This window comes from Flavobacterium niveum (assembly GCF_055231775.1).
Window position 1 is genome coordinate 616,244 of record NZ_JBUYSX010000001.1, and the last position, 15,267, is coordinate 631,510.

The 15,267-nt window shown below is 43.7% G+C and carries 3 protein-coding genes; 2 read left to right on the forward strand and 1 reads right to left on the reverse strand.

Annotated elements, in window-relative coordinates:
• The first annotated feature begins 8 nt into the window (after window positions 1-8).
• Together ACZIX4_RS02630 and ACZIX4_RS02635 are read left to right on the forward strand one after the other, a co-directional pair.
• Window positions 9-761 (forward strand): HNH endonuclease, encoded by a 753-nt coding sequence (locus ACZIX4_RS02630; RefSeq protein WP_463334054.1) that lies wholly within the window; start codon window positions 9-11, stop codon window positions 759-761.
• 864 nt (window positions 762-1,625) lie between these two features.
• Window positions 1,626-11,024: a LamG-like jellyroll fold domain-containing protein gene (locus ACZIX4_RS02635; protein WP_463334055.1), complete on the forward strand. Its 9,399-nt coding sequence runs from the start codon at window positions 1,626-1,628 to the stop codon at window positions 11,022-11,024.
• A 109-nt stretch (window positions 11,025-11,133) separates the two neighbouring features.
• Here the strand turns inward: ACZIX4_RS02635 and ACZIX4_RS02640 are convergent, their stop codons facing one another.
• Complete coding sequence (locus tag ACZIX4_RS02640; RefSeq protein WP_463334056.1) at window positions 11,134-15,249, reverse strand: hybrid sensor histidine kinase/response regulator transcription factor; 4,116 nt, start codon at window positions 15,247-15,249, stop codon at window positions 11,134-11,136.
• Window positions 15,250-15,267 lie beyond the last annotated feature (18 nt).

Here is a 15,267-nt window from a genome sequence, read left to right on the forward strand (position 1 = left end):
TGAATTAAATGAAGACAAAGGTAAATCAGCTGCAGCGGGCTTATTTAGGATGGATAATATTAACCAATCTTGCCCGTAATGAGGGACTTATAACCTATAAGGAATTTGGGGGACGCTTGGAAATACACCACAGGGCTGTACGCTTTGTACTTAAGGTCATACAGGAATATTGCATGGATAATAACCTTGCACCGATTACGATACTCGTAGGCGATAAAGGGGGCATGCCGGGACATGGATTTATAGCATGGGATATTGATAATATAGAGGAGGGACTTCATAAAGTCTATGGCCAAAATTGGGAGATAGTGGAAAATCCTTTTGTTTTTGCGGCAGAGGGAATAACTGAAGATATGCTGATATCGAAAATATTGGATCCTTCTAAAGGAGATAGTGAAGATCTTTTTGTCCGTGTTAGGGTTCGTGGCATTGCACAGCAGATGTTCAGAAAAGCTTTGTTGAGGGCTTATGGTTCAAAATGTGTAATTTGCGGTCTGAATATTAAAGTTGTATTGCAGGCGGCCCATATATTACCTTGGAAGTATGCTGACAGGAAGCAACGCTTTGACATCACTAATGGCATATTGTTATGTGGCAATCACCATTGCCTCTATGATAATAATCTCTTCGTCATCAATGAAGACTATTCTGTGAAAAGCCAAATACCAAATTTAATCGGTGCTATACGACTACCGGCCAACCCATTGCACAGGCCTAGTACTGATTATATAAAAGCCCGTAAAGAGATCTACAAAAAATAGTTGCGAAAGTTATATAGCATACTCCAAAAAGTGAGATTGATCCTTGGCAGCATATCTTTGGACGATTTTAGATATAATTATAAAGGCGTTTAGAAATTAGTTCCGCTTGAGATTTTTTTCTTTCACACGATTCAAAGTTGACACCGAAAATAAAACAATGAATCGTTATTAATGTTTGATTTTAGACCTTAAAATGAATTTTATGAAAAATAAGAATATATATTAAAAAATGAGAATCTGAAGATACCTGTCGAAAAATTTGCGATGTGATCGCTATTTATTTTTTACAAAGTTCTACCAGTATGATTGTTTTGTTGACATCGATCTTAGGTGCCACATGGCTTTTTCCGGGAGATGACAAAAATATTATTCACTATTATTAATAAAATTATTTTGGAGGTTTAAAGTAGGATATTAACCTCGTATAAAAATATTGGTAAAACTTAAAATAATCTTACAATTGCCTCAAAAACATTAATCAATACTTTACTAAAATGCACAGATGCCGGGTAGATCCCGGCATTTTTTATTTTGTTTCTAATAGGTTTTGATTTTTGGCTACCGGGATCCTTTTGTTTCCTTAGTACAGTATCTATGTCATTATATATAAGCTATAACGTTTTAGTAGGTTTGATCGCTTTTTTTGAATTTAGCATTGATGGCCACGAGATTTAGACCATAATTTATACAGATTGTAATATAGATTATAGTTTGTTTATTGCGTAATAATTAATATTGTGTGGTTTGTTTTGTTTATTGTTTAATAAAAACTTTAAATATTAAAATATATCTAAATATTGCCGACCGGCTTCATTTTCGCTTTGAGTTATCTTGTTATAACCATAAAACCTTAAAATTTTTTACATGAAAAAAAAGTACAAAATGTTATTGATTCCGTTGTTGTTATTGCTTGGAGTCATTCACGTTGCGCGTGCGCAGACGTTTGTCCATCCCGGTATCCCGTTTACCAGTGATGATCTTAACCAGCTTAAAGCTCATATTGCGGCGGGTGACCAGCCTTGGGTCAGCCAATATAACGCTTTCGCTGCAAACGGCTTCTCTTCCCTGAGTTACAACATGGCGGGACCTTTTCCATCGGTAGGAAGGGCCTCTAATGTACGCTTAACAGAATGGTCAAACGATATGAAGGCCGTCTTTCAGCTCAGTATGATGTGGGTTTTTACTGAAAATCCATCATACGCACAAAAGGCTACCGACATCCTTGACGCATGGGCAGTTACCAATACCAGTTGGTCGGGTGAAGAAAGTTTCCTTGCTGTGGGGGACTTGTGTGAAACATTTGTTACCGGTGCCGATATACTTAAGGCGACCTATCCGGGTTGGACCAGTGCCAACACGCAACACGTCAACAGCTATTTTGAAAATGTATTATGGCCAATTGTCGATGTACCCAATCCGGTCAGACCGATGAACCAAGGAGCAATCCAGTTGAAGGCAGCATTAAGTATTGCTGCATTTTTAGACGATTCTGTAAAATGGAATCAGGCTCTTAATGTGTATCGCTTTGATACTTGCGGTGGGCTTGCGAATTCGTTGCCTAACGGACAGGTCGGTGATTCTGGAAGGGATGAAGGGCATTGGCGAGGGCAGTTGCAGGCTCTTGCGTGGTCCGCTGAGATTGCTTGGAAACAAGGCGTGGATTTATATTCGGAAATGGACAATCGTATTTTGGCGATTTGCGAAACTTATTGCCGTTATCATTTAAGTACCTCGAATATGTCTTTCATCCCGTTCGGAGGACCATACGCATTTTTTACCAATTGGGCAGACGATGGCTCGCCGAAGTCGCAAATCAATGCCTACAATATTATCAGTAATGCATACACTACGCGTTTAGGTATTCCCACACCATATACAGACCGTTTTATAGATCTTAAAGGGCAGGATACAGGTACCTTTTTCTACCTGAAGAGTTCGGATGATTCTCAGACTTTGACGCCTACTCCTTATGTATATCCAACTACTACGTCAACTTCATTTCTGACCAACACAGATATTGGGAATATTGGGTTGGCGGGAAGCGCTTCTCAAGCCGGCGGTGTATGGACTGTAAAGGGGGGCGGTAAGATTGAAGCGCCTGCCCAGGGAACGACAGACGCCCTGAATTTTTCTTTTCAGAAAATCCAAGGAAATGCAGCTATAATAGTCAGGCTTGATTCACTGTCAGCAATCAATATGTCCGCAAAGGCAGGGCTTGTTATACGTTCTTCGTTGGATCCTAACGCAAATTTTGCGGGTATATTTGTTTATCCGGACAAAACTCTCAGTACGACATGGCGTGGCGCGTCTGCGTGGAGTAAAACCAATGTTTCCTGGAATTTTCCAGGCACAAGAGGAATGCAATGGAACAGTGGCGACATCCCCCATTGGCTTAAAATCGAGCGACGTGGCACCAGGGTGGCACTATCGCATTCTGCCGACGGGGTTTACTGGTCTGGAGTTTCGGAGGTAGAGCTACCTTTAGATGGGGCAGCATATTATGGCCTAGCTATTTCCTCTTATGATACCTCGGCACTAGCAACGGCCTCATTCAGCAATTTAGCCATCACTAACCCCGCTCCGGCCGGGTCACCCGTTATCACCAGTGCCAGTACTGTATCAGGTGTCAGCGCTAGCCCGTTTAGCTATAGTATTACAGCTAGCGGCACTCCGATAAGTTTTAGTGCCGAGGGCTTACCGCAGGGCCTGGCCTTAAATAATGCGACTGGAATTATATCAGGTACCGCACCAGCGTTCGGAGTATATTTTATTAAAATCAATGCACAGAATGCTAATGGTATCGGCTCGGCTATTGTTAAGTTAAACATAACGAGTAACACGCCGCCAGCGGCACCGCTTAATTTTGCCGCTTCAGCCGTGGCAACTTACAATGTCGCACTTTCCTGGAGCGCATCGTCCCAGGCCAATACTTATACATTGTCCCGGGCAGAGGTTTCCGGAGGGCCTTATACTGTGATTGCCGAAGGTATAACGGGAACATCCTATTTGGATACAAATGCCCTTCCCCAGGCCAATTATTATCTCCTTAAACCATTTGCCGGGGCTTTACAGGGACAGGCTTCAACAGAGATAGTGATTACTTTGTTGCCTAAGGTACCGTCTAAGCCTACAGCGGTTGCTACAGGTAACCTTATAGAGGTAAACTGGGATGCAGCAGCAGGAGCCAACACCTACAATGTAAAAAGGGGAAGTTTAAAGGAGGGACCTTTTACTACAATTGCTTCAGGGATTGTGCCTACCGGTTTCGCTGATTCCGATGTTGTGGCCGGACAATGTTACTACTATGTGGTTACCGCTGTAGGAGCAGCAGGGGAGAGCCTTTCCTCGCCGGAGGTCGCCATTATAGCGGGGTCATCATTGGCACAGTGGGACGAACACCCTTTATCTGCCCAATGGAGTGTTCCAGCTAACTGGGCCTCTGAAAGCACTCCTGCAAACCTTGCTAAAATTACTTTTGGAACTTCGGATATCTATACGGTCACAAATGATATTCCAAATGCGTATTTTTCGGGTCTTGTATTCGATAATAGTGCCGCAGGCTATACCTTAAATGGAGCGTCGCTCGAATTGGGCACCGAGATCACTAACCAGTCGGGGTCGGTACAGACAATAGACAATAGCCTGATTTTAAACAATACGCTTGACATTGCTTCCGGTACAGGTGAAGTGATACTTAACGGTATTATCAGCGGCTCGGCCACCATACACGCCAAAGTGGACAAGCAGATTACAATGAAAGGTAACAACACCTATTCTGGGGGTACTGTTGTTTATGGTAATAGTACAACCTCCAGGGCCTTGTTTTTGTCGGGTACAGGAACCGGGGCTACCGCAGCACCTGTTTCGGGTGCGTTAGGTACAGGGCCTGTACATCTGCAGAATGCATCGCTTGCTAATGTTTTATCTACTGCGCCATTAATTTACAATGATGTTTATATACCGGCTAACACCACTAATTATATATTCCAGCGTCCCAATTCTTTTAATTTTGAAGGACGTCTTTTGGGTAGCGGTAACCTGAATATTGAATGTGCGTCGGTAACCTATGCCTGGTGCAACCTCGGAGGCGATAACAGGGATTTTGAAGGAAAAGTAACTACCATCAAAGGTACTTCTTTTTTTAGGATGACCTTTACAAACCCGAATGCCGGAAGTAAAAAGGCCCGTTGGGAGTTTAATCCAAACTTTAATCGCGATTGTTTACGCATGGATTTTAACGGTACCATAGATTTTGGGGAGTTTAGCGGAGACGGTTCAATGTGGAATACAACAGGAAAATCACCTGTACTAAGTATCGGCGCGCTCAATACGGACGCTGTCTATAGTGGCGTAGCTTCCGACGGTTTGTCATTCATAAAGGTCGGCACAGGTACACAGTGGTTCACCGGTGCCAATACCTATTATGGCACTACCACAGTAACCCAAGGGCGATTGCTTATTAATGGCAGTTTTTCAAGTCCTACAACCGTTACCGGAGGTACCCTTGGTGGGGTGGGGTTGAATTCAGCTGCCATTACCGTAAATGATGGTGGTTCCCTGGCTCCTGGCGATGAGGGTATTGGCACGTTTGGGACTTCAAGTTCGCTAACCCTTGCCTCGGGTTCAATTGTAGGTATCGAACTTAACAGTACTTTGGCACTGGCGGATAAAATAAAAGCGGCTTCGGTCGCACTGTCCGGCGCTATATTGTCATTATCAGATATTAACCCCGGTGATTTGCCTTTGGGAACTGATTTCATTATTATAGAAAATATGGGTATCCAACCAATAAACGGTACTTTTGATAATTTACCGGAGGACAGCCCTGTTATTGCTGGGGGACATACTTACTTGATTAGTTACAAGGGAGGGACAGGTAATGATGTCGTGCTGAGGGATGAACGTACCGTACCAACATTCTTTACCAGCACTACAACTGCAACTGCTACGGTGAATCAGCCGTTCAGCTATAGCATCACTGCTAGCCGTGTTATATTGCAGGCCTCAGTTACCGGATTACCGGCTGGTCTCGCTGTAGATACCGCCACAGGTGTAATTAGCGGTACGCCGTCATTGAGCGGCATTTTCCAGGTTAATATTTTTGTCACAACAGCAGAGGATACAGCCGCAACAGTCCTTCAGCTTACAGTCCAGACAAATACCTCTCCTGTTGTTCTACAGGGGCTGACTGCAACCTCTGGTGTGGGTTCGGTAACGCTAAACTGGGAGCCCGCTACTGCTTCAGAGCAAGTGACCGGATATACTGTAAAACGTAGTTCGGTAAGTGGCGGTCCCTATTCGGAGGTAGCTACAGGTATAGCTATGCCTTTTTATACCGATGGCGCATTGGGTTATAATACCACATATTACTACGTTGTTACGGCATCAAATATTTACGGTACGGGTGTTGAATCTGCGCAGGCAGGTGCTACGACCCTTGTACCACCAATCCCGGTACCGGTATCATCGCTTCTGGCTCTGGGAGGGAATGCTAAAATCAACCTGACCTGGGCGCAAGCCCCTAATACCCAAAATTATACCATTAAGCGGGCTTTAACCCCCGGAGGTCCCTATAGCATAGTTGTTCAGGATTATAGCGGTAGTTCTTATGCCGATAACTCGGTGACTAACGGCAATACGTATTATTATGTGCTTACTTCGAAGAATTTTACAGGGGAGTCTGGTAATTCGGCTGAAGTATCGGCACTTGCAGATGCCAATGCCTATAGCCGCTGGCCGTTTGATGAGGCTTCGGGAACCGTAGCTGCCGATGTGTGGGCTTCGCGTAACGGGACTGTTATGGGAGGGGCCTGGACAGAAGGAAATACTGCATACGCCCTTAACCTTAACGGCACAAGCACAAATTATGTAACACTGCCAAACGGAGTGGTAAACGGGTTAACCAGCTTTACTATTTCGATATGGTTCAAGCCCACCGCGCTTACCAGCTGGTCAAGGATATTTGATTTTGGAACAGGGACAAACAATTATATGTTTTTAACCGCCAGTACGGGAAGTGTATTACGTTATGCGATACGTACACCGTCTGTAACCGAACGTATTGTAAATAGCAATACGCCATTACAGGTTGGAAAATGGGCACACATTGCCATTACCCAGTCTGGAAACACTGCTATAATGTACTTGAATGGCGTTGAGGTTGGGCGTAACCAGAGTATGACCCTCAACCCAGGTAGCCTTGGCTCGACAACGCTCAATTATCTGGGTAAGTCGATGTTCAATGATCCAAACCTGAATGGCGCAATCGATGAGCTACGCATTCACAACCGGGCATTGACACCCGCAGAGATAATGGAACTTTTCAGTAAGGACGCTTTAAAGGCCCCAGCGAACTTAGTTGCTAGTGGGACGTATAATAACGTTGATTTAAGCTGGAGTGCGGCTTTTGCTGCCACGAGTTACAATGTAAAGCGTGCTGTAACGAGTGATGGCCCATATACTACGATTGCAACGGGGGTTACCGGGACAAATTATACTGACCAGACCGCAGGTTTGGGAACCTATTATTACGTGGTAAGTGCAGTTTCAGCTGCTATTGTAGGGCCGGTATCCAATGAGGCGAGTGTATTGATCACCACTATCCCAAGTGTTCCGTTAGCCCCACAAGGAGTGACAGCTGTTGCCGGTACTTCCAAAATAACAGTGAACTGGAACCGTGCAAATGAGGCAACCTCATATATACTCAAACGCGCTTTGGTAAGCGGCGGGCCTTACAGTGATGTGACAACCACCTCAGGCCTTTACTTTACGGACAATGCTGCACAAAACGGCGTTACTTATTACTATGTCGTAATTGCAAAGAATGTGTCGGGCCAGTCAGGGTTTTCAGCAGAGGTCAGAGCAACCCCGCAGACGGGGAGCTGGTCATATTGGCCGTTAAACGAGAATACTGGCGTGCAGGCTAATGATGTATGGGCAGGCCGGACAGGTACGCTAAATGGTGCAGGTCTTGTGTGGGATACAGGTTTGTCAGGCTCAGCATTGAATTTCACACCTAATTCTTATGTTTCTATCACCCCGGGTGTTGTAAATGGACTGACGGATTTTACAATATCGACATGGGTAAAGCCGGATGCACTGACCACTTGGTCGCGTATCTTTGATTTTGGAACTGGTACGAATAACTATATGTTCCTCTCAGTAAGCAATGGCAGTGTGCCACGTTACGCAATCCGTACAGCAGCGATAGCTGAGAATGGTATCAATAGCGCGAGCCCTCTGGTAACAGGCAAATGGTCCCACATTGTGGTGACCCAACAGGGTACTACTGCAATTATGTACATCAACGGTGTCGAAGTAGGTCGTAATGAGAATATGGCACTTAATCCATCAAGCCTTGGTAATACTACCCTAAATTACCTTGGGCGCTCTATATGGAATGATCCTTATCTTGATGGCGCCCTTGACGATTTAAGGATTTATAATAGGGCATTGAGTTCGGCGGAGGTTATAGAGCTTACGCGCCAGTTCGCACCAGCGGCTCCTCTAAATGTTGCTGCATCAGGAGATTCAGGTAATGTGTTAGTAACCTGGGACGCAGTTCCGGGAGTTAGCGTATACACATTGAAACGGGGTACAAGTCCAACCGGTCCATTTGGGGTTATAAGCAGTAATGTTACAGGGACTGCCTATACGGATATCAATGCAAAATATACAACGTATTATTATGTAGTTTCTTATATGACTCCGACTTCGGAGAGTATGCCTTCTGCGCCTGCCTCTATCAGTTTGCCTCCAGCGGCAATTGACTATTTTATCGGTACCGGCTGGGACGAAAGGGCGGACTTGAGTTGGGCACCTACACTTGGTGCCTCGGGTTATAACGTAAAACGTGCAGAAACCAGCGGAGGGCCGTATGAAATTATTGCTTCAACAACTGCAACGGCTTACAGCGACACTTTCGCCGAAAATGGAACCACATATTATTATCTGTTAGAGGCAACCGGGAATGGAGGTACCACCACGAGTACAGAATATGCTGTAACTCCTTTGCAAACACAGGCGACAACTACCTGGAAACATACTGATGTTGGAAGCGTAGGGGTTTCAGGAAATTCGAAAACTGATGATGATGCCATTACGGTTTATGGCTCGGGTTCGGATATTTATTTCCAACAGGATGCTTTCCATTTTAACTACAGGAGGATCAGTGGTGATTTCGGTATAGTAGTACGTGTTGCAAGCCAGGAAAATACACGTTCTTATGCGAGGGTGGGTCTGATGGTACGGGATACCCTTACCGCAGGCTCCCTTCACGCAGCCTTAATTAAAACACCTGTAAATATTAAGGAATTTATATATCGTGGTATAAGTGGTGCAAATGCACAGTCAATAATCGTTGATAATGATAATGAAGAATCATGGTTGAGGTTGGTTCGGCAGGGCAACACTGTTTCAGCGTTTTATTCCGCAGACGGTATCTATTGGCAGCTTCAGGGTAGCCAATCAGTAGCAATACGGAATAGTGCTTTCGTCGGAATGGTAAACTGTGCCGCTAAAAACACCGTTATCAATACTTCGGTGTTTGACAATATACACATAGCGGATGCTTTACCGGAGATAACGAGCGATACCTCACTGACCAAATTTTTTGGCGATATGGTCGCTTATCAAATTACGGCTACAAATACGCCTTACGTTTATGCTGCCTCCGGTTTGCCTGCAGGACTTGGCATAGATCCATCCACAGGGTTAATATCAGGCACACCTGAATTGTCAGGGAATTATAACGTAACACTAAAAGCTGTGAATGCAATGGGTGAAGCCCAGATTACATTGGCGTTATCTATTATCAAAAAGGATCAAGAAATAGCTTTTTCTGCGATACCCGCAAAAATTCAGGGAGACTTGGATTTCACAATTTCGGCCACCACGACTTCCGGGCTCCCGGTAACATTTGTGAGCGCTGACGGAAATATTGCCACTATAACAGGAAATGTTGTACACATAGTGGGGCCGGGAAGTGTTGCTATAACCGCAATACAAGACGGCAACGCTGAATTTAATGCTGCGACGCCCGTAGTAAGGACGTTGACGGTAACACCATTGTCATTACAGGTAGTTCATAAAAATGCAGATGGTAATGTGTCTAATAATTCGGTTAAGCCTTACCTAAAGGTTGTAAGTAATGGGAATATAGCTGTTAATTACAGTGAGTTAAAGATACGTTACTGGCTCACACCCGAGAACTATTCAGGTATCAACACTTGGATAGATTACGCACAGTTGGGCGCGGCCAAGGTAAATGCAGTATACGTACCCATCGCACAGCCACGTAACGGTGCTTTCGGTTATATCGAATATGGTTTCACGGCTGCCGCAGGTACATTAGCTGCCGGAGGAAATTCTGGGGAAATACAAACAAGGTTGGCCAATCAGGACTGGGCGAACTTTAATGAAAGCGATGATTATTCGTATAGTCCTTCAGCAACCTACATTGCGAACGCGAATATTACGCTGTATCGCAATGGTAATCTCGTTTGGGGAACGGAGCCTTCCGCGGTGGCACCGCAGCAAAGTGTAAAAGCCTACATGCTGGCCAACAATGGTGGTGCAAATACAATCAGCACCTATTTAAAATTAATTAATAATGGCAATGTGCCACTTAATTATGGGGATATTACCGTAAGGTACTGGTTTACCAAAGATGGCAATTCGGGACTAAATTATTGGCTGGATTATGCGAAGTTAGGAAATGGTAATATTGCGGGCCAGTTTAGCTCCTTAAATCCTGTTCGTAATGGGGCAGATACGTATTTGCAGTTGTCCTTTGGGCAGAACTTGGGCATGTTGTATCCATTAAGCGATACGGGCAATATCCAATACAGGATTACTAAGTCCGATTGGAGCAATTTTAACCAACCGAATGATCACTCCTATGTGGCTGCGGGTGTTATGGCTGAAAACACGAAGGTAACGGTTTATTATCAGGGTAATCTGATTTATGGGGTTGAGCCTGCAACAGCCAATGCCGCGAGGATGGCAGCTCCTGGTAAGGAAGAAGGGCAGGGGGATGAAATATATGCTTATCCCAATCCTGTAAAAGACAGACTAACCCTGATACTTACTGCTATACCCGCATCGATACGCCTAACCGATGTAAACGGTAAGGAGCTCCGTGTCAAAATAACGGAAGATGGCTTGCATTACTTTATTGATATGGAGGCATTGCCTGATGGGATGTATTTTATAATCACCGACCTTGGCGAAACAAGGAACGTGCAAAAAGTTATCAAGATGTAGAATCGCCTTTTTAAATCTGATGTAGCTTATACGCCGGATGTAACCCTTTAGAGGATGTTACATCCGGCGTTTTATTGTTATTGGGGCTTGTTAAAGCAAGATTATAATCTCAACTATCAACGTTTTTTGTTTTTCCTGCGGCGAGGAATTCACTCGGGGTCATGTTGAAAAGCTCCTTAAAGGTTTTGGTGAAGTAGGCTGGTGAGGTAAACCCACAGGTTAGGCCCGCTGCTTTAATAGTACACTCACCGCTGGAAATAAGTACCGAAGCGTGCTTAAGGCGGATATTTCTGATATATACACTTGGGCTAACCCCTGTAATAGAATTAATCTTCCTGTAAAACTGCGTGTGTGAAATCTCCAGTTGTTGGAGTACCGAGTCGAGGCTAAAATCCTGTTTTTTTATGTTGTCAATTACGCTTTGTGATACTTTATCAAGGAAAATTTCGTCGGATGATTTGATTTTTTCCTTGGTGGGAAGTAAGGCTCCCAACGCAGAAAAACGTTCCCTTTGCCTTTTCTTTGCTTCCAACAGGTTCTCAATCCTTGCCTTAAGTATCCTGTTACTAAAAGGTTTTGCAATATATTCTTCGGCACCCACTTCCAGTCCCTGAACCTGGTCGTCTTCCATAGTACGGGCAGTCAGCAGTATAATCGGAATATGACAGATGGTAAGGTTGGTTTTTATTTCCCGTGTCAATTCAAACCCATCCATTTTTGGCATCATCACATCGCTGATTATAATATCCGGATAATATTTATGTATTTTTTCCAATGCTTTAACGCCGTTTGCAGCCGTCTTAATGTTGTAATCCTGTTGTAGTTCTGATTCCAGCATGGAGCGAAGTTCGGCATTATCCTCTACGATTAAGAGCAAGGGCTTGTTTTTGAGTTCTTCGCGTTTACCTGTATTACGTATTTTTTCGCCTGATATCGATAATTCATAATCGGTGACGGCTGTGTTATCCGGTACAGGCTGGGGAGAAGTAATTTCCATATCCCCTTTGTTAGCGGGCTTAAAGGGAAGCTGTACAATAAAGTTGCTTCCCGAGCGGTAAGTACTCACAACACTTATTTTACCCCCGAGTAGTGCGACCAGGCTTTTGACGTAATGCAAACCAATCCCTGTTCCGGTCTTGGTGCTATCTGCCTGGTAGAATCGGTCAAATACCAGCCTTTGTTGGTCTTTTTTTAGGCCAATTCCCGAATCCTGTACGCTGATTTCAAGATATTGCCTGGTTTTGGGAGTTATGATTTTTGATAAAAGGGTTTTTTTCTCATACGCCTGTGCTTTCAGGTCCAGTGAAACGGTAACGGACCCGTTTTTATTTGTGAACTTTATGGCGTTAGAAAGCAGATTAGTTACTATTTTGTCGAGTTTATCGGGATCACAATGGCAGTAGCAAGAATCAGCCCATGCTGCAAAACTAAGTTTAATGCCCTTGTAGCGCGCGAACTCTTCATATAAAGTGACAATGGTTCTTAGGTAGGATACAATTTCGATGTTTAAAAGATGTATACCCGTTTCGCCTTGCTCCATTTTGCGTAAGTCCAGCAGCTGGTTGATAAGATGCAACAGCTTGTTACTGCTGCGCTGTATAATTAGCGCATCGTCTTTTATCTCCGGATCTCGTACTTTACCTAAAATTTTTTCTATAGGGTTAATGATAAGTGTAAGGGGAGTCCTTAACTCGTGAGATATATTTATAAAGAAATTAAGCTTCATTTCGTCTAGTTCGTGAAGTCGTTCGGTTTCGATTTTTTTGAAGTAAAAACGTACCCCGAAATAGGCTACCGAACCTAAGATGACAACATAGAGGCTGATGGCCCACCAAGTTTTCCAGGGTGGGGGCAAAACCGTGATGGCTAAAGAACGTTTTGCTGCTGTTCTCCAGTTGCCGTCCAAAGATGCTATTACCTCAAAAGTGTAATCCCCCGGTGCGAGGTTGGAATAATTGGCCTCCCTGGTTTTTCCTGCATCTATATATTCCCGGTCTACACCGAGCATCCGATACGCATAGCGGATCCTGTTAGAATTGGCGTAGTCAAGTGTAAGGAATTTTAGGGTTATATGACCTTCGTTATGAAGCAGTGTAATATGCCGGGTATCAGAAAGTTTATTTTTTAAAAGGATGCGGTCATTGACAGACTGTCCGGTCACTATCGGGTTGTTGTAAAGCCTTAGCTCACTTATCAACGGTGTGCCCACTGCTGTTGATAGGTTGATGGAAGCGGGGTCAAATAAATTAAATCCGTTTAGTCCTCCTACTAAAATTTTACCCTCAGAGGTTTTAGCAATGGATTTTGTCTGATATTCCATACCCTGCAGGCCGTCATGTGGGTCAAAATTTCTAAAAAGCCCATTAGCGCCATTCAGGCATGAGATACCCCTTTTTGTCGAAATCCAGAGGTTTTTTTTTCCGTCTTCTACAATTCCGATAATATTGTCACTGGGCAAGCCATCACGTACCGTAAATTTTCGTATTATTTTTAGTTTAGTGGAAAGCTTATAGAGCCCTATAGCGGTCCCAATCCAGATATTGCCCTTGCTGTCTTCCGTGATATAGTTAATTCGTGTTTTTTTAAGTTCCGCGTCGCCGATTTCTATTAATTTAAGATTGTTGCGGTTTTTAAGCTCCCGTCCTTCGGCCTCAATATAAAAAAAACCTTTTGTTGAGCCGACCAATAGCCTGTCTTTAGAGTCAGCAAACAGGGAGAAAACAATTTTGTTACTGAAGTGGTAAAATGTGTTGTGCTCGTGGTCAAAGCGGTCCAGGCCTGCGTTTGTGCCAACCCACAAGTATCCCTGATGATCCTGGGTAATACACCAGACAGTATTATCACTAATCGATTTTAAATCCTTGGGTTCATGGCGGTAGGCGACGGCACTCTTGGTTCGCATATCAAATTTGTTCAATCCTCCGTTAAATGTGCACACCCATAAAATATCCCGTTGGTTTTGGTAAAGATAAATAAGCTTATCGGTACTCAGGGTTGCGGGATTATCCGGGATGTGCCTAAAATGAGTGAAATTTCCATTGGCTTTGTCAAAGAGGTTAAGACCGCCACCGTCGGTGCCGATCCATATACGACCGTAAGAGTCTTCTAATACGGACTGGGCTGTTTCGGAGCTCATGCTCCTGCTGTCATTTTTTTTTAAGTAATAATGTCCCATAGCCGATTTACGCAAATCAAGTTTGCATATCCCCTTATTATAGGTGCTGAGCCAAAAGATTCCATCTCGGCTTTCTGTTACCTTAAAAGGTTGGTTATTTGGGAATGAGAAGGGATCACCTAGATTATTTTCGATATGCTGGCTCTTGTCCCCGTTAATCAGGTAAATCCCATCACCGTCTGTTAAAAGCCAGATGATACCATTATGATCTTCATAAATAGAATTTATTGACGTGCTTTTTGCACGTAATGGTACTTTTTTAGGATTTTTAAAGTCAGGGCCTATTACATACAGGTTAGCAGCATCATTGCCAATCCAAAACTGGCCCTTTTTGTCAATAAGGAGCTGTTGCGGTATTAAACTAAGGAACGCATGCTCCGGAATATTTACCGAAATTTTGTTTAGCCTATTTTGGCGCTGTTCGTAACGATATAGTATTTTATCCTGTGAGCACATCCAGATTGTACCCTTACTGTCTTCAACGATGCTGGTAATGAATTTTGTATTGTTTTCAGCAAAACCGCTATGATAGGTTTCAAATTTTGGGGTAAGGTGTGTCAGGTCGCTACAACTGTCGAGGTAAAGCTTTATTATGCCGTTTTCTTTGGTGCTGATCCAGAGAATATTTCCATTTCGTTGGTAATGCAGGCAGATAACCCGTTCTGAATTCACTATATTACCCTCAGGATATTTGAATTCAAGGGGGTAAAACCTGTTATACACTTTATCATATACATTCAGCCCGTTTTGTGTACCTACCCATATTCGTCCCGCATTGTCGCCGACGATAGAGCTGATATGATTACCCTGCAAAGAGTACTTGTTGTCAGGGTCAAACCTGAATGTCACAAAATCATACCCATCATATCTGTTAAGTCCATCTAAGGTGCCTATCCAGAGATATCCCTCTGGATCCTGATAGATTTCATTGCATGAACTGCTGGACAGACCATCATTAATGCTGAAATTTTCAAATTTCAGGTTAGTATATTGCCCGAAAGCATGCATTGCCACCAATAACAGTGTGCAACAAAGCATTTTTTTGCTCATTATATTAGCTGTTAAGTG